The 20,309-nt window shown below is 66.1% G+C and carries 17 protein-coding genes; 9 read left to right on the top strand and 8 right to left on the bottom strand.

Annotation, left to right across the window (positions count from 1 at the left end):
* Position 1 precedes the first annotated feature (1 nt).
* Positions 2 to 1,618 (top strand): N-acyl-D-amino-acid deacylase family protein, encoded by a 1,617-nt coding sequence (locus BM374_RS26080; RefSeq protein WP_092298701.1) that lies wholly within the window; start codon positions 2 to 4, stop codon positions 1,616 to 1,618.
* 40 nt (positions 1,619 to 1,658) lie between these two features.
* Positions 1,659 to 2,042, top strand: a complete 384-nt coding sequence (locus BM374_RS26075) for a RidA family protein (protein WP_092298698.1) — start codon at positions 1,659 to 1,661, stop codon at positions 2,040 to 2,042.
* A 47-nt stretch (positions 2,043 to 2,089) separates the two neighbouring features.
* On the opposite strand, the gene BM374_RS26070 is transcribed toward BM374_RS26075, so the two are convergent.
* The 6 genes from BM374_RS26070 to BM374_RS26045 all read right to left on the bottom strand — a co-directional run bounded on the left by BM374_RS26070 (position 2,090) and on the right by BM374_RS26045 (position 12,182).
* Positions 2,090 to 4,450 (bottom strand): TonB-dependent receptor, encoded by a 2,361-nt coding sequence (locus BM374_RS26070; protein ID WP_092298695.1) that lies wholly within the window; start codon positions 4,448 to 4,450, stop codon positions 2,090 to 2,092.
* Between the two features lie 141 nt (positions 4,451 to 4,591).
* Positions 4,592 to 5,014: a DUF2946 domain-containing protein gene (locus BM374_RS26065; protein WP_092298692.1), complete on the bottom strand. Its 423-nt coding sequence runs from the start codon at positions 5,012 to 5,014 to the stop codon at positions 4,592 to 4,594.
* Between the two features lie 344 nt (positions 5,015 to 5,358).
* Positions 5,359 to 7,422: a hypothetical protein gene (locus BM374_RS26060; RefSeq protein ID WP_092298689.1), complete on the bottom strand. Its 2,064-nt coding sequence runs from the start codon at positions 7,420 to 7,422 to the stop codon at positions 5,359 to 5,361.
* 7 nt (positions 7,423 to 7,429) lie between these two features.
* The gene (locus tag BM374_RS26055; protein WP_092298686.1) at positions 7,430 to 10,243 is read right to left on the bottom strand and encodes a DUF4159 domain-containing protein; all 2,814 of its coding nucleotides are present in this window, start codon (positions 10,241 to 10,243) and stop codon (positions 7,430 to 7,432) included.
* Positions 10,240 to 11,184, bottom strand: a complete 945-nt coding sequence (locus BM374_RS26050) for a DUF58 domain-containing protein (protein WP_092298683.1) — start codon at positions 11,182 to 11,184, stop codon at positions 10,240 to 10,242. The genes BM374_RS26055 and BM374_RS26050 overlap by 4 nt, the downstream gene beginning before the upstream one ends.
* Entirely contained in the window at positions 11,184 to 12,182 is a 999-nt protein-coding gene (locus BM374_RS26045) for an AAA family ATPase (RefSeq protein ID WP_092298680.1), read from the bottom strand. Before BM374_RS26045 ends, BM374_RS26050 begins: the two co-directional genes overlap by 1 nt.
* A 274-nt stretch (positions 12,183 to 12,456) precedes the next feature.
* Between BM374_RS26045 and BM374_RS26040 the strand changes: the two genes are divergently transcribed.
* Genes BM374_RS26040 through BM374_RS26020 form a run of 5 tightly spaced genes read left to right on the top strand, consistent with a single transcriptional unit; the run spans position 12,457 to position 16,054 of the window.
* Entirely contained in the window at positions 12,457 to 13,068 is a 612-nt protein-coding gene (locus BM374_RS26040; protein WP_092298677.1) for a DUF1285 domain-containing protein, read from the top strand.
* Positions 13,065 to 13,736 carry a CoA pyrophosphatase gene (locus tag BM374_RS26035; protein ID WP_092298674.1) on the top strand — a complete coding sequence of 224 codons (672 nt, stop codon included), beginning with the start codon at positions 13,065 to 13,067 and terminating at the stop codon, positions 13,734 to 13,736. Before BM374_RS26040 ends, BM374_RS26035 begins: the two co-directional genes overlap by 4 nt.
* Positions 13,733 to 13,996: a DUF6111 family protein gene (locus BM374_RS26030; RefSeq protein ID WP_092298672.1), complete on the top strand. Its 264-nt coding sequence runs from the start codon at positions 13,733 to 13,735 to the stop codon at positions 13,994 to 13,996. Before BM374_RS26035 ends, BM374_RS26030 begins: the two co-directional genes overlap by 4 nt.
* A gap of 22 nt (positions 13,997 to 14,018) precedes the next feature.
* On the top strand, positions 14,019 to 15,287 hold the full coding sequence (locus tag BM374_RS26025; protein WP_092298670.1) for a CCA tRNA nucleotidyltransferase: 1,269 nt from the start codon (positions 14,019 to 14,021) through the stop codon (positions 15,285 to 15,287).
* The gene (locus BM374_RS26020) at positions 15,284 to 16,054 is read left to right on the top strand and encodes a sulfite exporter TauE/SafE family protein (protein WP_092298668.1); all 771 of its coding nucleotides are present in this window, start codon (positions 15,284 to 15,286) and stop codon (positions 16,052 to 16,054) included. The genes BM374_RS26025 and BM374_RS26020 overlap by 4 nt, the downstream gene beginning before the upstream one ends.
* 13 nt (positions 16,055 to 16,067) lie before the next feature.
* On the opposite strand, the gene BM374_RS26015 is transcribed toward BM374_RS26020, so the two are convergent.
* Complete coding sequence (locus BM374_RS26015; RefSeq protein ID WP_092298666.1) at positions 16,068 to 16,436, bottom strand: VOC family protein; 369 nt, start codon at positions 16,434 to 16,436, stop codon at positions 16,068 to 16,070.
* Positions 16,437 to 16,506: 70 nt separating this feature from the next.
* Complete coding sequence (locus BM374_RS26010; RefSeq protein ID WP_092298664.1) at positions 16,507 to 17,193, bottom strand: helix-turn-helix transcriptional regulator; 687 nt, start codon at positions 17,191 to 17,193, stop codon at positions 16,507 to 16,509.
* A gap of 203 nt (positions 17,194 to 17,396) precedes the next feature.
* On the opposite strand from BM374_RS26010, the gene BM374_RS26005 reads away from it, so the two are divergent.
* Together BM374_RS26005 and BM374_RS26000 are read left to right on the top strand one after the other, a co-directional pair.
* Positions 17,397 to 19,073 carry a cytochrome b5 domain-containing protein gene (locus tag BM374_RS26005; RefSeq protein WP_092298662.1) on the top strand — a complete coding sequence of 559 codons (1,677 nt, stop codon included), beginning with the start codon at positions 17,397 to 17,399 and terminating at the stop codon, positions 19,071 to 19,073.
* Between the two features lie 108 nt (positions 19,074 to 19,181).
* Positions 19,182 to 20,255 carry a TauD/TfdA family dioxygenase gene (locus BM374_RS26000; RefSeq protein WP_092298660.1) on the top strand — a complete coding sequence of 358 codons (1,074 nt, stop codon included), beginning with the start codon at positions 19,182 to 19,184 and terminating at the stop codon, positions 20,253 to 20,255.
* Positions 20,256 to 20,309: the final 54 nt, after the last annotated feature.

The raw sequence follows: 20,309 nt of genomic DNA, 5'->3' as shown, positions 1-20,309 counted from the left end.
CATGTCCCAAAAGTCCAATGGCAAGGACACGCTGATCCGCAATGCCCGCGTGATCGACGGCACGGGCGCGCCGTGGTTCGAGGCTGACCTGCGCATCAGCGGCAGCCGCATCGCGGCGATCGGCACCTCGCTGCCGGTGGAAGAGGCCGACATCATCGAGGCGCGCGGATGCTATCTCGCGCCCGGCTTCATCGACGCCCATTGCCATGACGATCTGATCTGCCTGCGCGAGCCCGACAGACCCGAGAAGGTGTTGCAGGGCGTGACCACGCTCGTGGTCGGCAATTGCTGCTTCTCGCTCTATCCGGCAACGGAAAACTCCGCCGAGATGCTGCGCCTGCATTTCTCCGGTCTCGCTGGCGAGACTCGATCCGACGAGGTCTTCGACAGCTTCGACGGCTACCGGCACGCCCTGGAAGGGCCCGGCGTGGCGCTCAACCTCGTCTCGCTGGTCGGCCATGCCGCGATCAGGCTTGCCGTGCTCGGCTATGAGCGCCGCGCGGCGACCGGCGAGGAGATCGCGGCGATGCAGGCGCTGCTCGCGCAGCAGCTCGCGCAAGGCGCGGCCGGTCTGTCGCTCGGCCTTGTCTATCCGCCGAGCGCGTTTGCCGACACCAATGAACTGAACGCCCTGGCTGCGACCGTGCGGGCGCACGGCAAGCTGCTCACCGCGCATATCCGCAGCTATGAAGCGGGCCTCTTGCAATCCATCGACGAGTTCATCGCGATCCTGCGCGCCTCAGGCGCCGCGGGGCTGCTGTCGCATCTGCAATCGGCGGGAAAGCCGAACTGGGGCGCCATCCCTGCGGCGCTCGACCGGCTCGAGGCGGCGCGCGCGGAGGGGATCGACATCTCCTTCGACATGTATCCCTATCCCGCCGGCAGCTCCTACATGCTGCAATTGCTGCCGCCGGCGGCACTCGAAGGCGGCATCGATGCGTTGCGCGAACGGCTGCGCGATCCGGCCAAGCGCGAGGCGCTGCGCGTGCTGGTGGAGCAGGGCGATCCGGATCCGCATGCCGCGCAGTCCAAGATCGTGCTGATCGGCTGGCATAATGTACGGATCTCAGGCACCGGCAATCCCGCACTGAAGCCGCTCGAGGGCAAGTCGATGGTCGATGCCGCGCGCGAGCTCGGGATCTCGCCGTTCGATCTGATGGTTCGCTGCATCGAGGAGGACCAGGGCCAGACCGGCATCATCATGTTCCAGCTCGACGAGGCGGACTTGCGCGCCGCCTTCACCCATCGCCTGCACATGGTCGGCTCCGACGGCATTCCGCGTCCGGGCACCAAGCCGCATCCGCGCGCCTATGGCAGTTTCCCGCGCGTCGCCGGCCGGCTGACGCGCGAACAGGGCTGGCTAACGCTGGAAGATGCCGTGCGGCGGATGACGGCGATGCCCGCCCAGCGCTTCAGCCTGTCCGATCGCGGCATCCTGCGGCCGGGCATGATCGCCGATCTCACGCTGTTCGACGACACCATCATGGACAAGGCGACGTTCGAGACGCCGACGGAGATGCCCGCAGGCATCCGTTCGGTCTTCGTCGCTGGAAAGGCCGTGGTCGCGGACGGGCGCAGCACCTTGGCGCGGCCGGGCCGGGCCTTGATCACCTTATGACGGCTCCGCACTCATAGTTATCAACTACAGGACAAGATCAATGACGCTGAAACGTTATGGCGCCGCCGGTGGCACTGGCACCGGCGGCCAGCACCTTCCGTTTGCCCGGGCCGTGGAGGCCGACGGTTGGCTCTACGTCTCCGGCCAGACGCCGATGGAGAACGGTGAAGTGATCGAGGGCGGCATCATCCCGCAATCGCACAAGGCCATCCGCAACATGCTCGCCATCCTCACCGAGGCCGGCTATGAGCCCAAGGATGTCGTGCGTTGCGGTGTCTGGCTCGACGACCCCAGAGACTTTCAAAGCTTCAACAAGGTCTTCGCCGAATATTTCGGCGCCAATCCCCCGGCGCGGGCCTGCGTGGTGTCGAGCATGGTGGTGGATTGCAAGGTGGAAATCGACTGCGTCGCCTATCGCAAGTGAGCTGCCAGGTGTTGCGTCGGGGCCCCGCAGGCCCCGACGCAGCGAGATCAGAACTTGAAGTTCGCGAACGCTCGCACTCCGATGCCGGGCATCAGCACCTCGTCCTTGGTGTAGGAAACCGAATTGCGAATGTTCTCGTTGAGGAGATTGTTGCCGACGAGACCGGCCGTCATCTCGCGCGCACCGAACCAGTTGCGGTCGAGCTTGGTCTTGTAGCTCACCTCGGCCTTCAAGAGGTTGTAGCCCGCCGTCGGCGTTTCCGCGATCGCGGCGATGTTGTTCTGGGCGAAGGCATGCAACAGGTTGACGCGCATCAGCCAGTTGTCGTCGCGCCAGAATACGCCGCCGCCCATCCGCAAGGGGGGAATGCGTGGCACGTTGGTGCCGTCGGTGAAGGTGGCACGCACGACGTCGAGCTGGTTCTCGATGCCCCAAATGCCGCCTTGGAAGGCGCCGAGATCGATCTGTGACTGGAACTCGCCGCCGCGGAAGTTGGCGTTGCGTTGCGAATAGACCGCCTGGTTCAGCTCGGCCCCGGGCGTGCCGCATGAGGCAAAGTCGCCATCGCACATCACGCCGGTGAGGCGGCGATAGATGAAATTGTCGAAATGCGTGTAATAGGCCGTCGCCTCGAAGCGGACCGGCCCGGTCGCCTTGCGCACGCCGACCTCGACCGATTTCGCGGTCTCGATGGTGAGGTTCGGATTGCCGATGTCGAACGTCGCGGTCGCATCGTGGCCACCGCGCGAGAACAGCTCGGCCGGCTTCGGCGCGCGCTCGACATATTGCGCGGTGATGCTGCCGACCATGCCGCCCGGCAGGTCCTGCAGCAGCCCGATGCTGCCGCTCTTCGGTGTGAACGACGGGTTGCGCGCAATGGGCGCCTGCGGCGTACCGTCGGGCAGGAAGTCCGCCGGAAAGTCGGGCGTCGTGCCGTGCAGCTCGACATGCTCGATCCGGCCGGCGATCTGCGCTCTGGTCTGTTCACTGAACTTGAACTCGTTGAAGACGTAGCCGGCGACCCGGTAGTTGCGGTTCGGGTCCCATAATCCATTGAACAGCGAGCCGGGATCGTCCGGACTCGGCGCAGTCAGCTCCTGATGACCTGCCTGAAAGCCGAAGGCAGTGGTCACATCGGCGAAGCGCGCATTGAACGGCATCAACTGCGTTTCGATGCGAATCTCCTCTTCCCTGTTGGTGAAGGTCTGCCGGACACCATCGGTTGTCGGATCGGCGGGATCGGCGAGACCGAGCTCGTTGTGACGGTAGTTGGTGGCGCCGGCCCAGAGACGGATCGCATCGATCGCTGCGGCGTCCGGGCGATATTCGCCCTTGACGTTGATCTTGGTCTGATGCGCATCGATACGGGTCTGGTGATCGGCGCCATCGATGCCGGGGATATGGTAGAGCGAATCATTCTGCGTGATCGAGGCGCCGATGAAGCCACCTGTGAAAATGTAGGACCCGCCGATCGACGCGCCATCCGACCGCGTTGCCGAATTCGGCTGGCGACTGCCGACCGGCCGTGTCTGGTCGAACAAATACGGATAGCTCGGAATGTAATAGTCCGAGGTATTGCGGCCATAGGCGTCGGCATGGAAGGCAAAATTGCCGCCGCCGGTGTCGAGCAACACACCGCTTTCGACGCCGCGGTCGACCGAACTGAACGCGCTGCGCGTCTCCGCCGTGACGCAGGGCGATGTCGCCGCGGACGCGAGCGGCGCTTTTGTCGGCAGGCCGTAAGTCTGGAACGACGGTGCGCAGCTCGGGAGCGCATCCGGAATCCGGTTGTTGGTGGCGCTGACGACGCCGCCGATCGACGTCGAGCCGTAGCGTAGTGCCGCCGGCCCACGCACCACTTCGACCTGGTTGGTCGCGAGCGGATCGATCGGCACGAAATGATCCTCGCCGAGATCTGAGGCGCCGCCGGCATTGGTGCCGTTCTCGACGATGCCTACACGGTTGACGTCGAGGCCGCGGATGATCGGTCGGCTCGAGCCGCCGGGCGCAAAGCTCGATCCGGTGATGCCGGGTTTCGAGAACAGCAGGTCGCCGAGCTGCCCGCCGCCCTCACGGCGGATTTCCTCGCTCGGCACCACCGTGACGGTCGCGAACTGGTTGGTCACGATGGGCAGCACGCCCGGCTGGGGCACAGCGGGCGCGGGGGCCGCCGGCGTGGTTTCCGCCGTGCGTTCGCGGCTGCGCGCCCGCGCCGTTCGCGAGGGTCGGGCCGGGCTACGGGACGGCACGACCGCCCGGCGGACGATGGGACTCGGAGCCGTTACGGTGATGGAGGGAAGCTCTGTGCTGGCCGGCTTGTCTTGCGCCAGCGCCGGGCTCGCGGCGACGCCGAGCAAGAGCAGGCTTGCTCCGCCCAAACGCTGCGCGCGTCGCGATTCAAATGACATGATCCTGATTCCTTTCAGGCGCTGTCCGAAGGTCTACATGTTGATCGGAGGCAGCCTGCCGCCGCAGTGCGACGGAATTCGACTTCAACGGCTCTCGGGCATCCGCCAATGCGGCGGGCCCAGGTGATCAAGCGTCGCAGATCAGGAGGCAGGAGGCGCGCGTGGCTGGAACGCGTGGCTTGCCGATTCCAGATGGAGGAATTCGGCATCGGTGGTGCGATAGAGCAGTTCGACCGCCTGCGGCAAATGCAGCAGAGGCGGCGTCGCGAACACCACCGTGCCGGCCATCGCGACCAATGCGCAGATCGCGCAATTGTCGTCGCCCGGCTGTTCGCGGTCGGGGTTTGTCGGTGACTGCTTCTGGACTGCCGCGCTATCGGGCGACGCAATGCTCTTGGCGGTCCCCTTGGCAGTTCCCTTGTCGCTGCCGGTGAGCTGCGACTGCGCAAGCGGCGCGGCCTGCGCGAACCAGTGGCTGTGGCCGAACGTCAGCGCAAACTGCACCAGCATCGCGAACATCGCGAGCCGGGCGCCGTGCCTGATATTCGAGCGAAACCACTTCATCCAAACGCACCTCACACCGCGAGGCGCCGACCAGACGCTGCGGTGTTATAATGTAACATCGCAAGAGGTGGGAGCGGATGTCAACCGGGAGAGGACCCGCATATGCAGGGGTGCGGCTTGATGTGTTGTTCAGGCAACTAGTGCGCGGTTAGGTTTGGCTGTCTCAACGACGCAGGTGTGCCCCCTCTACCGCGCTTGCGGGAGAGGGTTGGGGAGAGGGTGTCTCCGCAACGGGACAATCCCCAAGAGGAAAGAACCCTCACCCGCCACGCTCGCCGAGCGTGTCGGCCTCTCCCGCAAGCAAGCGAGCGAGGCGGGGAGCAAGCCTCATCCCCCATCGCGCCTCACCGCCCCTCGCGCACCCAGGTCGCGGCAAATGCGCCGAGCAGCAGCAGAAGCCCGATCAGGCCGGCGAAGATCGGCAGCACGCCGACGCCTTTGACGACGCTGGCGTCGCGCATGCGCACGCCCATCCAGCCGTCGCCGGCAAAGACGCTGGTCGAGCGCACCGGCACGATGCGCGGCAGTTCGACGCTGCCGCCTTCCGCGATCCGCACCGAATTGCCGCCGGTCGCCTGCGTCAGCGGCTTCAACGTCTCGGTGGTGGAGGTGACTTCCGAAAACTCCTTCGGATTGGTCGGGCCGACATTGATCAGCGCCTTCAGCGTGCCGTCGGTCGCCTGCCACAGGCCGAGCTCGCTGGCCGGCAGGCTGGCGCGCCACTCGCCGGGGTCGCCGGGGCTGAGCGTCAGCTCGTGTGAGACGCCGGAGGGTGAGGTCACGCTCACCGGCTGCACGCTGTCGCCCATGGTCTGGCGCACCACGACGAGGTCCTTGCCCTGCACCTGCAGGCGCAGCGCTTCCTCGTCGAGGTCCGGCTGCTTCATCAGCCAGTGCGACATTCGCCTGAGCAGATCGAGATGCGGGCCGCCGCCCTCATAGCCGCGCGCCCACAGCCAGATGTGGTCGGACAGCAGCAGCGCGACGCGGCCCTCGCCGAAGCGCGACAGGAACAACAGCGGCTTGCCGTCCGCGCCGGTCATGACGGGCGGGTTGACCGAATTGCGGGTGTCCACGGTGCGGAAGAAGCGGCTCCAATGCGGCGGCTCGAACGCCGCGCCCTCCAGCCCGCGTGTCACGGGATGGCGTTTGCCGATGTCGGAGAGGTGCGCATAGAACGGCTTCTCGGTCACGCCGACCGGCTCCGCCGGCAGCACCGTGTCGAGCGGCGTGCGCCAGATGCTGGTGTTGGATGCATAGTCGGGACCGGCCGAGACCAGCACGGCACCGCCCGAACGCACATAGCGCGCGATGTTGTCGAAATACGCGATCGGCAGTACGCCCTGACGGGCGTAGCGATCGAAGATGATCAGCTGGAATTCGTTGATGTGCTGCTGGAACAGCTCACGGGTCGGAAACGCGATCAGCGAGAGTTCGTTGATCGGCGTGCCGTCCTGTTTCTCCGGTGGCCTTAGAATCGTGAAGTGCACGAGGTCGACGCTGGCGTCCGACTTGAGCAGGTTGCGCCAGGTGCGCTCGCCGGAATGCGGCTCGCCGGAGACCAGCAGCACGCGCAGCTTGTCGCGCACGCCGTCGATGGCGACGACAGCGCGGTTGTTCACCGGGGTCAATTCTCTTTCGAGCGGCGAGGCCTCGATCTCGACGATGTTCGGGCCGGCATGCTTGATCTCGACGTCGACGCTCGCGCTCTGGCCGCTCGAGAGCGTCCGCTCGTTGATGACCTCGCCGTCGCGGCGGACCGTGACCTTGGCGCGCTCGCCGGTGACGCCCTGGTCGTCGAGCTTGTAGCTGATGGTCTGGGTCTGGCCGACGATGCCGAAGCGCGGCGCCGCGGTGATGGCGATGCGGCGATCGCGCTCGTCCTTCTGGCCGGTGATCAGGGCCTGCACCGGCGCCTGGAAGCCAAGCGCGGCGGCGTTGGCGGGGATGTCATGCACGCGGCCGTCGGTGATCAGAAATGCACCGGCGACGCGGTCGACCGGCACGTCCGACAGCGCCGAGGCCAGGGCGCCGAACAGCTTCGTGCCGTCGGTCTCGCCATCGGCCTGTCCGGCCTCGACGACGCGCACCTCCAGTCCCTTGATCCTCTTCAAGGCATCGACCAGCGCCTCCTGCGCCTTCGCGGCTTCCTGGTTGCGCTTGCCGAAATTCTGGCTCGGGCTCTTGTCGACGACGACGGCGGCGACCGAGGTGAGGGGATCGCGATCCTCGCGCGTGAAGGAGGGATTGGCGAGCGCCAGCAAGAACAGCGCCAGCGCAGCGACGCGCACGGCCGCGCCGCGCGCCCGCGCAAGCAACAGCACGATCGCGATGACCACGATCGCTGCGAGCGCGATCCACAGGACGATCGCAGGGACAAGCGGCGTAAAGGCGATGCCGTAGTTCATCTCGATCCTATTGCCCCAGCCGTTCGATCAGTGCCGGTGCGTGCACCTGGTCGGCCTTGTAGTTGCCGGTCAGCGTGTACATCACGATGTTCACGCCGGCGCGGTAGGCGAATTCGCGCTGGCGCGGCTCGCCCGGCGTAAGCGGCAGCATCGGCTGGCCGTCGGGACGGAGCGCCCAGGCGCCCGCGAGGTCGTTGGAGGTGATGATGATCGGCGAGACGCCGTCGCCGCCGCGCGCGGGCCGCTGTGCGCTCTCGTCGTCGTCCTCGCGCGGCAGCGCCTCGACCCAGGTCTGGCCCGAGTTGAAGCGGCCGGGGAAGTCGCGCAGCAGGTAGAAGGTCTTGGTCAGCACGTGCTCGCGCGGCACCGGCTCCAGCTCGGGGACGTCGAGTGAGGACAGGATCTCGCGGAGGGTCTGCATGCCCGGGGTCTGCGAGGCTCCATTGTCGCCGGGCGGCGCCTCGATCGCGTCGCGGGTGTCGAAGATCACGGTGCCGCCCTGCTTCATATAGGCGTCGATCTTGTTGATCGCGTCCTGTGGCGGTTTCGGCTGGCCCGGCACGATCGGCCAGTAGATCAGCGGGAAGAAGGCGAGTTCGTCGTGCGCGGGATCGACACCGACGGGATCGCCGGCCTCGAGCGCAGTGCGCTGCGCCAGGAACAGCGTCAGGCCGGACATGCCGGCCTTGACGATGGAGTCGACGTCAGCATTGCCGGTCACGACATAGGCGAGGCGCGTCTGCGAGGTCGACTTCATCGCGAACTCGTCCGCAGCGCTGTCGGCGCGCGCCGGCGTCGGCGAGAGAACTGCGACGCCGGCGAGCATGAACCCGATCAGGATCATCGCGGGCGCGGCTCGCCGTCGCAGCAGCGCCGCGAGACCACCGCCGAGCAGCGCGACGATGATGGCGTCGACCAGGAACAGCGCCAGCGAGGTCGACAGCAGCCAGCCGCGCAGATCGCGCGGCTCGGCATTTGTGTAAGTGGCGTGCCGGGCGCGCAGGCTCGCGGTGTTGAGGGCAGCGATGCGGTCGGCGCTGGCGAGCGTGTTCACGGCGAGCGGTCCTTCTGCCGGACCGTAGAAGCCGGGCGGATGGTCCGGCGTGGCGCGGTCGCGATAATCAGCCGTCAGCGGCTTGGCGGTGGCGGGCGGCGGCCCGAAGGCGCCGAAGCCGTCGAGCATGTGCAGCGGCGCCAGCGTCTCGGTGCTGGCTTCGCCGGCAACGCCGGCGCCGGGCTTGGCCGTGTAGCCGGACATCTCGACGACGCGCCTCAGCATTTCGACGAAGGTGCCGGACATCGGCAGGTCCGACCAGCGCATGTCGGCGCTGACATGGAACAGGCTGACGATGCCCTTGCCGCGATGCTCGCCAGTCACGAGCGGCGTGCCGTCTTCGAGCGAAGCCCAGCTCTTGGTGGCGAGCACGGCGTCGGGCTCGGCCAGGACCTGCCGGCTCACGGTGACGTCCTTGGGGACGGCGACGCCGGCAAACGGACCGTCAGCGGCGAAGCTGGCGAGGTGCTGCGGCTTCTCCCAGGTCAGGCTGCCGCCGAGCGTGCGGCCGCCCTTGCGCAGCTTGACCGGTACGAGATCATCCTCGGCCTGTGCCAGGCGGGGACCGGCGAACCGCACCAGCACGCCGCCCTGGTCGATCCAGGCGTTGAGGCGCTCGCGCAATTCGGGCGCGACGGTGCCGACATCGGCGAGGATGATCATCGGCAGCTTCTGGTCCAGGAATTGGGTGATGCCCTGCTGCGGCGAGCCCTTGTCGGCGAGCCGCACGTCGGCAAACGGCGCCAGTGCGCGCGTGAGATAGAAGGTCGGGGCCAGCAGCGGCTGCGCGGTCTCGCTGGTGGAGCCCGAAACGATGCCGATGGCGCGGCGGCGCCAGCGCTTGTCGAGCAGCTGCACCGCGCCGGCCGAACGCTCGCCTGATATCTCGAGCCGGGAGATGTCGTTGCGCAACTCGACCGGCAGGTCGAACGCTGCCTCGGTCTCCTTGTCCTGCGGTCCGAAGGTGAAGCGTGCTTCGCCGATCGGCGAGGCCTTCTGGTCCAGGGCGCGCACGGTGCCGGTGGAAAGGCCGCTGTCGGTGCGCAGCACTTTCACCGTCATCTTCGCAGCCGCGTTCTCCGCCGCGACCAGCGCCATCGGGGAGGAGGTGCCGCCTTCGAACACCGTCAAGCTGCGATCCCCCAAGGTCTTGCCGAGCCCGGCCACGAACTCTTCGCCGCGGCCGGTGTCGACGCCATCAGACAGCCAGGCGATCTCGCAATCGCCGGTTGCCTTGAGGAAACGATCAATCGCGGTGAGGGTTTCAACACGGTCGATCGAATAGGGCTTTGGCACGATCTGCCGCAGTGCAACGCGCGCCGCGCCGGCCGGCATCAGCGTGATATCGCGGTTCGGCTCGGACAGCGGCACCAGCGCGACGGCGCGGCGGTCGTTGTCGGCGTTCGCGATCAGCTCGTCGGCGGCCCGGATCCTGGTGTCCCAGTTCGAAGCAGCGCTCCAGCCGTCGTCGAACATGATCATCAGCGGCGCCTTGCTGGCGGCAAGGCCCGTCTGCGGATTCCAGATCGGGCCGGCGGCGGCGAAGATGACGAGGGCCGCAGCCAGGAGCCGCAATGCGGTCAGCCACCACGGCGTCCGCGACGGAGTCTCTTCCCTTGGCGCGATCTCGAACAATAGGCGCGTCGGCGGAAACTCGACGCGGCGCGGACGCGGCGGCATCACGCGGAGCAGCCACCACAGCACCGGAAGGCTGACAAGGCCGATCAGCAGCAGCGGTTCGGTGAAAGCGAGCGGCAATCCCATCATGCGGCCGGCCCTGCCTTGATCGAGGTGGTGCGGGCGCCCGACTTGCTCACTTGCATGCCGGCATGGAGGAACAGCAGGAGCTCGGCGGCCGAGCGGTCGGTCGCATGCGTCGTGAACAGCCAGTCGAGCTTGTTGGTCTCGGCGCGGATCTGGTCGCGGTGCAGCGCAAGCCTCGTGGTGTAATCCACCGCCCAGCTCTCGGCACGGCCGGCGGTGATCGCGCCAAAGCCTTCCGGCTCGACGAACTCGACGCGGCCGGAATAGGGGAAGCTTTCTTCGGCGGGATCGACGATCTGCACCAGCGTGCCATGCGCGCCGGAGCCGGACAGCCCTGCGAGCGTTGCCCTGATCTCCGCGATCGGCGACCAGAAATCCGACAGCACGATGGTCTCGGCCAGCGCTGCGGGCACGAAGGAGGGCGGCAGGCTCAACCTGATGACATCATCATGCAACATCGCCTGCGCCATCTTGTCGATGATGCTGCGGCTCGCGGTCGGTGCCATCAATCCGGGAATGCCGACGCGCTCGCCGCCCGCAACCAGCAGCTCGGCCAGCGCGAAGGCGACGATCAGCGTGCGTTCCAGCTTGGACTCGCGCGCGGTCTTCGAGGCGAACGCCATCGAGGGCGAACGGTCGGGCCAGATCCAGACCGTGTGCGAGGCCTCCCATTCGAGCTCGCGGACATAGAGATGGTCGTCACGCGCCGATCGCCGCCAATCGACATTCTGCGACGGCTCGCCCGAAACGAAGCGGCGGTATTGCCAGAAATTCTCGCCCGAGCCGGCGCGGCGCCGTCCATGCAAACCGTGGATGACGTTGGCGGCGATGCGGCGGGCCTCGAGCACCAGGCGCGGCAGCGAAGCGGCGAGCGTGCGGCTTTCGCCATCGGCACGTCGGATCGCGATGATCTCCTTCGCTGCGTGCCCGTTCTCTGCTGCCATCAACCGATCCGCGTCTTCAACTGCTTGATCACATCGGGAATCGTCCGGCCTTCGGCCCGTGCCTGGAACGTCAGCGCCATGCGGTGCTTCAGCACCGGCTCGGCGAGATCGAGCACGTCGTCGATCGATGGCGCCAGACGTCCGTCGATCAGCGCGCGTGCGCGCACCGCCAGCATCAAGGATTGGCTGGCGCGCGGGCCGGGGCCCCAGGCGATGAACTTGCCGGCCTCGCCGCTTTCGGCACCCGGACGCGCCGAACGCACCAGCGACAAAATCGCTTCGACAACGGAATCGCCGACCGGCAGGCGGCGCACCAGCCGCTGCGCCGTGATGAGCGCATCTGATGTCATCGATCCCTTCGCCAGCGTCTCCTCGGCGCCTGTCGTCTCGAACAGGATGCGGCGCTCGGCGTCGCGATCGGGATAGTCGACGTCGATCTCCATCAGGAAGCGGTCGAGCTGCGCTTCGGGCAGCGGATAGGTGCCTTCCTGCTCCAGCGGGTTCTGCGTCGCGAGCACGTGGAACGGCTTCGGCAGATCGTGTCGCGCGCCGGCGACGGTGATATGCTGCTCCTGCATCGCCTGCAGCAGCGCCGATTGCGTGCGCGGGCTGGCGCGGTTGATCTCGTCAGCCATCAACAGCTGCGCGAACACCGGACCCGCAATGAAGCGGAACGAGCGTTTGCCGGCGGTGCTCTCGTCCAGCACTTCGGCGCCGAGAATATCCGACGGCATCAAATCGGGCGTGAATTGGATGCGCTTGGCATCCAGCCCGAGGGTGACGCCGAGCGTCTCGACCAGCTTGGTCTTGGCAAGGCCGGGCACGCCAATCAGGAGCGCGTGGCCGCCGGACAGGATGGTGACCAGCGTGTTCTCGATCACGCGATCCTGGCCGAAGATCACCGATGCGATCGCGTCCTTTGCCGCGCGCACTTGGGCAGACACCTGCTCGGCCGAACGGACGACGCCGTCTTCGAGCTTCTCGACACTTTCCGCCATACGCTCGCTCCTTCAGCCTGCCACGCGGCTTTCCTGCGTCGTCAATGATCGCATCAAAACCTGCATCATGGCCCCTATGCTAAACTTGCAGGAAGGCCATGTATTCGTTGAATTAACCTATCCCCACCTTATCGGCTTCGGGTTATGTACGGCATCACGAAGTGGAGACCTCCACACCGGACTTACCCGGGATGGAACCGTATAGTTAGGTACAACGTAGACCTACCAGTCGGACTTGCACCAAACGTGCCAAATGACAAACTCAGGGCAAACCATGGCGAACCAAGGGCAGAGCGCCGATCGCGGTCTTGAAGGGCTGACTGCCGCCGCCAAAAGTGCCGCCAACGCCGAAGGCGCCAAAAGGGGCCTGCCTCCGGTGCATCTGTGGAATCCGCCGTTTTGCGGCGATCTCGACATCCGAATCGCGTCCGATGGTACTTGGTTCTACATGGGCACGCCAATCGGCCGCCACGCGCTGGTCCGCCTGTTCTCGACTATTCTCAAGCGCGAGGGCGACAAGCATTTCCTCGTCACGCCGGTGGAGAAGGTCGGCATTCGCGTCGACGATGCACCGTTCATGGCGGTCGAGATGCTCGTAAGCGGCGAGGGCAACCGGCGCGTGCTGAGCTTCCGCACCAATGTCGACGATTGGGTCACGTGCGATGCCGCGCATTGGCTGCGCTTCGAGCAGGCGGCGGACGGCGGCCTGACACCGTATTTGCATGTGCGCGCCGACCTCTGGGCCAAGGTCACCCGCGCGCTCTATTACGATCTGGTTGACATGGGCGAGGAGCGGATGGTCGATGGCCAGCCGATGTTCGGCGTCGAATCATCGGGCGAATTCTTCGCCATGGCCGATGCGGAGCAGGTGAGGGCCGCGCTTTGAACAAGCCTATCCTGAAAAGTAGCCCGGTCACGTTCGGCGCGGCGGATTTCTTCGCCCGCTCGAAGGCGAAGCTCGGCTTCGATGTGCCGCCCGGCCTCTACGATCCCAACATCATTCCATCGTCCGGCGATCCCGGCACCGACAAGATGCTCGAGATCATCGCGCGCGAGCAGCCGGTGCGTCCCGCAGCGGTTCTGATCGCGGTGGTCGATCATCCCGAGCCGACCATCCTCCTGACGCAGCGCTCGGCCCATCTCAACGACCACGCCGGCCAGATCGCCTTTCCCGGCGGCAAGATCGACGCGATCGATTCCTCGCCGCTCGACGCCGCGCTGCGCGAGGCCGAGGAAGAGGTCGGGTTATCAAGAGAGTTCGTCGAGCCGATCGGCTATCTCGATCTCTACGGCACCGCGTTCGGCTTCCGCATCCTGCCGACCGTCGCCAGAGTGCGCCCCGGTTTTCAGCTGACGATCAACCATTCCGAGGTTGATGACGCATTCGAGGTGCCGCTATCCTTCCTGATGAATCCGGTGAATCACCAGGTGCACAGCAAGGAATTCCGCGGCATGGAGCGGTTCTATTATGCCATGCCGTTTGCGGAGCGTTACATCTGGGGGGCGACGGCCGGGATGCTGCGTGTATTGTATGAGCGGATCTATTCGTCATGATCCGGCCGGTTCTGACCGAGATCGGAATCTTCCTCATTCCCTTTGCCGTCTATGCGCTGTTCCTGGCCGCCACGCGGTCGGGCCTGTTCGTGCAATCGTCCTGGCCGATCACCGTCGTCGCGCGCTTGATTCTGGTGGCACTCGTGCTCGTCATCGCCGGCCTGATCGGCCTTGCACATTTCTCCGGCGCCGCGCCGAACTCGACCTACATTCCCGCCCATATCGAGAACGGCAAGCTCGTGCCGGGCAGGGAAAGCTGAATGGAAGGATAGGGACCGGACGATGAGCGCGGAGCCGATACTTGCCCCGATTCTTGCCGGTGCGCCCTGGCTGACCGCAGGCGGGACGGCGCGCGTCCTGCAATTGCTCAACGCTGACGGCGAGGAGGCGCGCGTGGTCGGTGGCACCGTCCGCAACGCGCTGCTCGGCTTGCCGCCTGGTGACATGGACATCGCGACGACGGCGCTGCCGGACGCGGTGGTGCGGCGTGCGAAAGCTGCCGGCATCAAGAGCGTGCCGACCGGCATCGACCACGGCACCATCACGCTGGTGATCGACGGGGCGCCTTATGAAGTCACGACGCTGCGCGAGGACACCGAGACGTTCGGCCGCAAGGCCAAGGTCGCGTTCGGCCGCGACTGGGTGAAGGACGCCGAGCGGCGCGACTTCACCATGAACGGCCTGTCGGTCGATGCGAACGGCGTGGTGTACGACTATGTCGGCGGGATCGCCGATGCCAGAGCGCGCCGCGTGCGCTTCATCGGCGATCCCGACCGGCGCATTGCCGAGGACTATTTGCGCATCCTGCGTTTCTTCCGCATCCATGCCGCGTTCGGCACGGGCGAGCCGGATCGCGACGGCTATCTCGCCTGCATCCGCGGCCGCGCGGGCCTTGCAACCCTCTCGGCCGAGCGCGTGCGCATGGAGATGCTGAAATTGCTGGTGGCATCAGGTGCATCCGCCGCCGCGCTTGCGATGGCCGATGCCGGCCTGCTGCAAGCCCTGATCGGTGGCGTCGCCTATACCGGGCCGCTCACGGCGATGATCGCGATCGAGCGCGCGCTCGATCTGCCCGCCAGCAGCACCCGGCGCCTCGCCGCGCTGACCCTGGCCGTCACGGAAGACGCCAAGCGCGTCGCTACCCGCCTCCGGCTCTCCAATGCGGAAGCCAAGGCGCTGGATTCGATGGGCCACCGCTGGTGGCGCTTCGCCGCCATGGACGAGGCGCGTGCGCGGCGACTCCTCTACCGGCTCGGCCCCGAGCGTTATCACGATCGCGTGTTGCTGGCCTGGGCGAGAGTCGGCGGCGATGTCGGCGCCTCGCGCTGGCGTGCGCTCGCCGAACTACCGCAGCGCTGGACTGCGCCGAAATTTCCGCTGAAGGCCGCCGACTTCATCGCGCGTGGCCTGGCGGAAGGGCCGGCGCTCGGACATGTGTTGACACTGGCCGAGGACGCTTGGCTTGCGGCGGATTTTCCCCTAGAGGAAGCCGCGCTCGCTTCCATCGCCGATCAAGCTGCGGCACGTGTCAGTCGCGACGGGAAAACGTGACCATCGTCTCGGGCTTCGCCGACATCTCGATTTTCCAGCTGCTGCTGGTCGCAATGATGGCGTTGTTTGCTTCGATCATCGGTGGTCTTGCCGGTTACGGCACCGGCGCATTGATGCCGCTGGTACTGGTGCCGCTGGTCGGCGCCGAACCGGTGGTGCCGATCATCGCGATATCAGCGCTCTTCACCAATTCCAGCCGTGCCGTCGCCTATCTCCGCTACGCCGATCGCCGCCGTGCGCTGATCGTTCTCGCCTGCGCCGCGCTGACGACCGCCCTCGGCGCCTATGGTTACACGCGCCTCACCAATGCCGGCGCCGCGATCGTGATCGGCACCATGCTGATCCTGAGCGTGCCGCTGCGCCGCGTCCTGCGGCGGCGCGAGGTCAAGATCGACGACACCGGCCTTGCCGCGGGATCGGTCGGTTACGGCGTGCTGGTCGGCGGCACCTCGGGCTCGGGCGTGATCCTGCTCTCGCTCCTGATGGCGGCGGGCCTTGAAGGCGCCGCCGTGATCGCGACCGACGCGATGGTCTCGCTCGGCACCGGCCTCATCAAGATCTCGGTGTTCGGTCTCGCCGGCGCCGTCACTGCGCAGGTGCTCGCCTTCGCGTTTCTGATCGGCGGCCTCGCCGTCCCCGGTGCGTTCCTGGCCAAGGCCTTCGTCGAGCGGATGCCGGTGCACATCCATGCCGCGATCCTCGACGCCGCCGTGATCACCGGCGGGCTGGTGATGATCTCGGCGGCGGCGAGGCAGCTCGTCGGCTAGAGGAAGGCGCCCTTTACGCCGCGGGCGCCAGGACGCGCAGGCGATGCCCGTCGGGATCGAGCGCAACGAAGGTGTGTCCGAACGGCATGGCGGTTGGAGGCTGCGCGATCCGCACGCCGCGGGTGGTCCAGGCCTCAAAGGTCGCGCGCACGGCCTCCGCATCTGGCGCCGTCCACGAGATCTCGCTGCTGCCGGCTTGCGAAGCAGAAGGAGGTACGACGGCATCCCGCTGCCACAGGCCCAGCATGGTGCCATTTCCCAGCGGAAGAACCACGAACTTCGGAGATGATTGCGCGACAGGGCACTCCAGCAGGGTCTGATAAAAGGCGGAGCTCGCTTGCGCGTCGTCGACATAGAGCACCACGAGGTTGAAATCGGCCATTTGCATCTCCTGTTCAGCTTGGCGATGGACGAGGCTTAACTGAAGGTGCTGACAGTTTCTGTCAGCATGATCAGGACTCGCTCATACCTTCCAGCTGCTTCCACTCCCGCAGCAACTCGGTGCGGCGTCGTGGGTAGCGCCGCTCCGTGAGGGTGATCGACAGGATCCGGTCGGTGCGGAAATGGCGGTAGCCGCCGCGGCTCTCGCACCAAGCGGCCACCATGCGTACGGAATAGAAGAACCCGAGCGCGATCGGCCAGATCGTGCGATTGGTGCGGTTGTCCCGTTCGTCGCTATAGGTGATGCGCAATTTGCGCTCGTTGCGGATCGCGGCCCTGATAACAGGCAATTGGGTATCGCCTGCTGCCGGATCACGGCGAGCGACCATCAGGCTCGACGTTTCCAGGCTCCGCTGGAGGTCATCGGGCAGCACGGCGGCGATCTTTGCCAGCGCGTTCTTCGCCGCCTTTCCGAGCGGCTCATCCGACTGAGCCGCAACCCATCGACCGCCCAGCACGAGCGCTTCGATCTCCTCTTCCGAGAACATCAAAGGCGGCAGCATGAACCCCGGCCGCAGGACATAGCCGATGCCGGCCTCGCCATCGATATGGGCCCCTTGGCCCTTTAGCGTCTCGATGTCCCGATAGATCGTCCGGAGCGAGACGCCGAGTTCCTCGGCCAGCCGGCTTGCCGCGACGGGCCGACGATGGCTGCGCAAGAGCTGGATCACATCAAGAAGGCGTTGAGCGCGCGACATGCCCGCGCATATCACGCCATGCTGCCAGATTCTGTCAGCATCGGTTTCCAGCTCGGGTGGGCGTTATGCGCCCCGCTCGCTTCGGCGAGAAGCCGCTTTATTGCCGGTCTGCCCGCGGCTAGTCTCGGTGCATCTGTTCAGACGACATCCACCTTGAGCACCGCCGCAAGGCGGGAATCGGTGCGTTCCGGAAGGATGACAGAATGCGGGCGGTGATCGTCGGTGCGGGAATGGGCGGGCTGATGACGGCGCTGGCGCTGCGGCAGTCCGGCGTGTTCGCATCGGTCGATGTCTACGAGCAGACGAAGGTGCCCAGTACCGCAGGCGCGGGGTTGAATATCCCGCCCAACGGGGCGCGGATCTGCCGGTGGCTCGGCGTCGACCTCGATGGCGGGGATCCCAAGGGCCCCGACGGGGCGATCGACGGTGGCCGGGCGGCCATTCTGGAATCGACACGGCAGTTCAACGCGGATGGCAGCGTGACCAAGCGGCCGTTCGATCATGTCACCGCCGCGGGCGACGGCGCCGGCTTTCATCACATGCACAGGCTCGACCTGTTGATGTGCCTCTACAAGCGGGTGTTCGCGTTCGGCCCAGATAGCGGCGAGCCGTGCCCGATCACAGTGCATATGGACAGCCGACTGACGCAGTTGCGTCAGACCGACGGCGAGGTGGCGGCGACCTTTTCGAATGGCCAGACCGCCACCGCAGAGGTGCTCGTCGGTGCCGACGGAATCAACTCCGCTACGTTGCAGCTGGCGTGGCCGAACCCCCGCCCCAAGCGCTGGACCGAAGTAACATGCTTCCGCGGACTCATTCCGCGGACGGTGGTCGCCTCGCTCCGCCAAGCCGACGGCAGCCCGCTGGACAACAATCCCATCCATTCCTTCAGCATGGACCGCCATCGCAACGACAAGAGCGGGGCGACGACCTATTGGGTGCGGGGCGGTGAGTTGTTGAACGTGTGGATCGCCCGCTATGAGCCCGACTCCGCCGCATTCGAGAAAGAGGAGGGCGACTGGTTTCCGGTCAGTCGGGAGGAGATCGTTCGCGAGGTGGGCGAGGCATTCACCGGGCACCCCAGCAGAAATGACCTGCTGGCTCTGGCCGGCGCGATCGTTCGTCCGACGAAGTGGGGCCTCTACGATCGTGATGCGCTCGAAACCTGGGTGCAGGGCCGCATCTGTTTGCTCGGCGACGCGGCGCATCCGATGCTTCCCACCTTCGGCCAGGGCGCCGCACAGTCCTTCGAGGACGCCGCCGCGCTGTCTTGCGCCTTCGCCCTGCACAAGAGCGACGTGGCGACAGCGTTGTTGCACTACGAACGCGTGCGACATTACCGCGCGACGCGCTTTCAGCTCGGCTCCAAATTCGCCTTCGATCACTTGCGGGCCAGGGACACCGCCGAGCAGAAGGCGCTGCTGGAGAAGCTCGACGAGCGGGTGAGCCCGGCCTTCGCCCACGACAAGCGCGGCGGCGAGGACGATTCCTGGATCTACGCCTACGACGCCCGCACGATCGGCACCGAGCTGCCGCCCAAGAGATTGGGGCCGTGGGATTTCCGCCGCGCGGCCAAGGCCAGTTACGCTGCGATCACCCGCACGCTCTGGACGCCGACGGGGTCCGCCAGGGAGCCGCGCCCCGTCACGCGCGCCGAGGTCGCCCGGCACAACACCAGAGACGATTGCTGGGTCATCATCCGGGGAAAAGTCTACGACATTACCGAATGGGCACCGCATCATCCCGGCGGCGCCGGCATCGCCCGAATGTATGCCGGCAAGGAAGCCACCGCCGAATTCGGCGACTACCACAGTGCTGAGGCCGTCGCGCACATGGCTCATTTCTGCATCGGCGACCTCGTCGAGGCTGCAGGCGCCTAGCCATGACCAGACGGGCGAAGGCCACGCGGCGTCAGCTTGCGCTGTGCGCAAACTTCAATATCGTCGGCAGCCCTCCCATCTCACGACCCATCTCCTCAGGAACCAAGTATGAATGCCGTCTCAGCGTCGGGCGAGATCAGTCGCCCTCCAGGGAAGATCGACATCCCGTCTGCCTGGCTGGGTGCCGAGATGAAGGCCCATCCTGAGCGATGGCTGGTATCGCTTGGGAGAAGCGAAATCGCAGAGCTGGAGCACGCGGCGGAATCCTATCTTGGCCGAAGCAGGAAGATCGCCGACATCACCAAGGACAGCTTTCCGCTTCCGCAGTTCGGTGCGCATCTGGAAGAGCTCAAGACCAAGCTCCTGACCGGCCTCGGTTTCGAACTCATCCGCGGCCTGCCGGTGGCGAACTACAGCCAGGAGTTTGCGGCGACGATCTTTTGCGGGGTGGGCGCGCATCTCGGGTCGGCGCGCTCGCAAAACGCAGCGGGCCACATCCTCGGTCACGTCCGAGACATCGGCGCCGATGCGAGGGACCCGAACGTCAGGATTTACCAGACCTCGGAACGGCAGACGTTCCACACGGATTCGTCCGACGTGGTCGGACTGCTATGCATTCGCGAGGCGATGGAGGGAGGAGATTCCCTCCTCGTCAGCACGTCGACCATCTACAACGAAATGCACGCACGACGTCCCGATCTTGCCGCCCTCCTGTTCGAACCGATCGCGACCGACCGGCGCGGCGAGGTGCCGGACAATGAAAAGCCCTATCTCGAAATCCCGGTGCTGAATTGGCATGCGGGATTCCTCACCGGGTTCTATCAGCGCCAGTATATCGACAGTGCGCAGCGCTTTCCCGATGCGCCGAGGCTGACGCCTGATCACGTCGAGGCGCTCGATCTGTTCGACGCGCTCGCAAACGACCCCAGGCTGCATTTCAGCATGCGGCTGCAGCCCGGCGACATGCAGTTCGTCTACAATCACGCCCTGCTGCATGACCGGACCGGATTCCGCGATTGGCCCGATGCAAGCCGGAAGCGTCATTTGCTGCGCCTGTGGCTCAGCATGGACGGTGACCGGCCGCTGCCCGATTGCTTCAGGCAGCGCTATGGCTCGATCGAGATCGGCAACCGCGGCGGCATCATCGTCAAAGGGACCAGCCTGAACGTTCCGCTGGACTGACGATCGAAGTCACATTCGCTCATTCGCCGTGGCGCCGAAAGCCAACGACCCCTG

The sequence above is a fragment of the Bradyrhizobium sp. Ghvi genome (genome assembly GCF_900115265.1).
Classification (GTDB): domain Bacteria; phylum Pseudomonadota; class Alphaproteobacteria; order Rhizobiales; family Xanthobacteraceae; genus Bradyrhizobium.
The sequence above is the reverse complement of the archived record's forward strand: the minus strand, read 5'-3'. Positions and strand labels throughout refer to the sequence as shown.

What these genes read in the sequence shown, in the direction of transcription:
- BM374_RS26080 (WP_092298701.1), top strand. Translation starts at nt 2, where the DNA reads ATGTCCCAAAAGTCCAATGGCAAGGACACGCTGATCCGCAATGCCCGC.
- BM374_RS26075 (WP_092298698.1), top strand. Translation starts at nt 1,659, where the DNA reads ATGACGCTGAAACGTTATGGCGCCGCCGGTGGCACTGGCACCGGCGGC.
- BM374_RS26070 (WP_092298695.1), bottom strand. Translation starts at nt 4,450, where the DNA reads ATGTCATTTGAATCGCGACGCGCGCAGCGTTTGGGCGGAGCAAGCCTG.
- BM374_RS26065 (WP_092298692.1), bottom strand. Translation starts at nt 5,014, where the DNA reads ATGAAGTGGTTTCGCTCGAATATCAGGCACGGCGCCCGGCTCGCGATG.
- BM374_RS26060 (WP_092298689.1), bottom strand. Translation starts at nt 7,422, where the DNA reads ATGAACTACGGCATCGCCTTTACGCCGCTTGTCCCTGCGATCGTCCTG.
- BM374_RS26055 (WP_092298686.1), bottom strand. Translation starts at nt 10,243, where the DNA reads ATGATGGGATTGCCGCTCGCTTTCACCGAACCGCTGCTGCTGATCGGC.
- BM374_RS26050 (WP_092298683.1), bottom strand. Translation starts at nt 11,184, where the DNA reads ATGGCAGCAGAGAACGGGCACGCAGCGAAGGAGATCATCGCGATCCGA.
- BM374_RS26045 (WP_092298680.1), bottom strand. Translation starts at nt 12,182, where the DNA reads ATGGCGGAAAGTGTCGAGAAGCTCGAAGACGGCGTCGTCCGTTCGGCC.
- BM374_RS26040 (WP_092298677.1), top strand. Translation starts at nt 12,457, where the DNA reads ATGGCGAACCAAGGGCAGAGCGCCGATCGCGGTCTTGAAGGGCTGACT.
- BM374_RS26030 (WP_092298672.1), top strand. Translation starts at nt 13,733, where the DNA reads ATGATCCGGCCGGTTCTGACCGAGATCGGAATCTTCCTCATTCCCTTT.
- BM374_RS26025 (WP_092298670.1), top strand. Translation starts at nt 14,019, where the DNA reads ATGAGCGCGGAGCCGATACTTGCCCCGATTCTTGCCGGTGCGCCCTGG.
- BM374_RS26015 (WP_092298666.1), bottom strand. Translation starts at nt 16,436, where the DNA reads ATGGCCGATTTCAACCTCGTGGTGCTCTATGTCGACGACGCGCAAGCG.
- BM374_RS26010 (WP_092298664.1), bottom strand. Translation starts at nt 17,193, where the DNA reads ATGTCGCGCGCTCAACGCCTTCTTGATGTGATCCAGCTCTTGCGCAGC.
- BM374_RS26005 (WP_092298662.1), top strand. Translation starts at nt 17,397, where the DNA reads ATGCGGGCGGTGATCGTCGGTGCGGGAATGGGCGGGCTGATGACGGCG.
- BM374_RS26000 (WP_092298660.1), top strand. Translation starts at nt 19,182, where the DNA reads ATGAATGCCGTCTCAGCGTCGGGCGAGATCAGTCGCCCTCCAGGGAAG.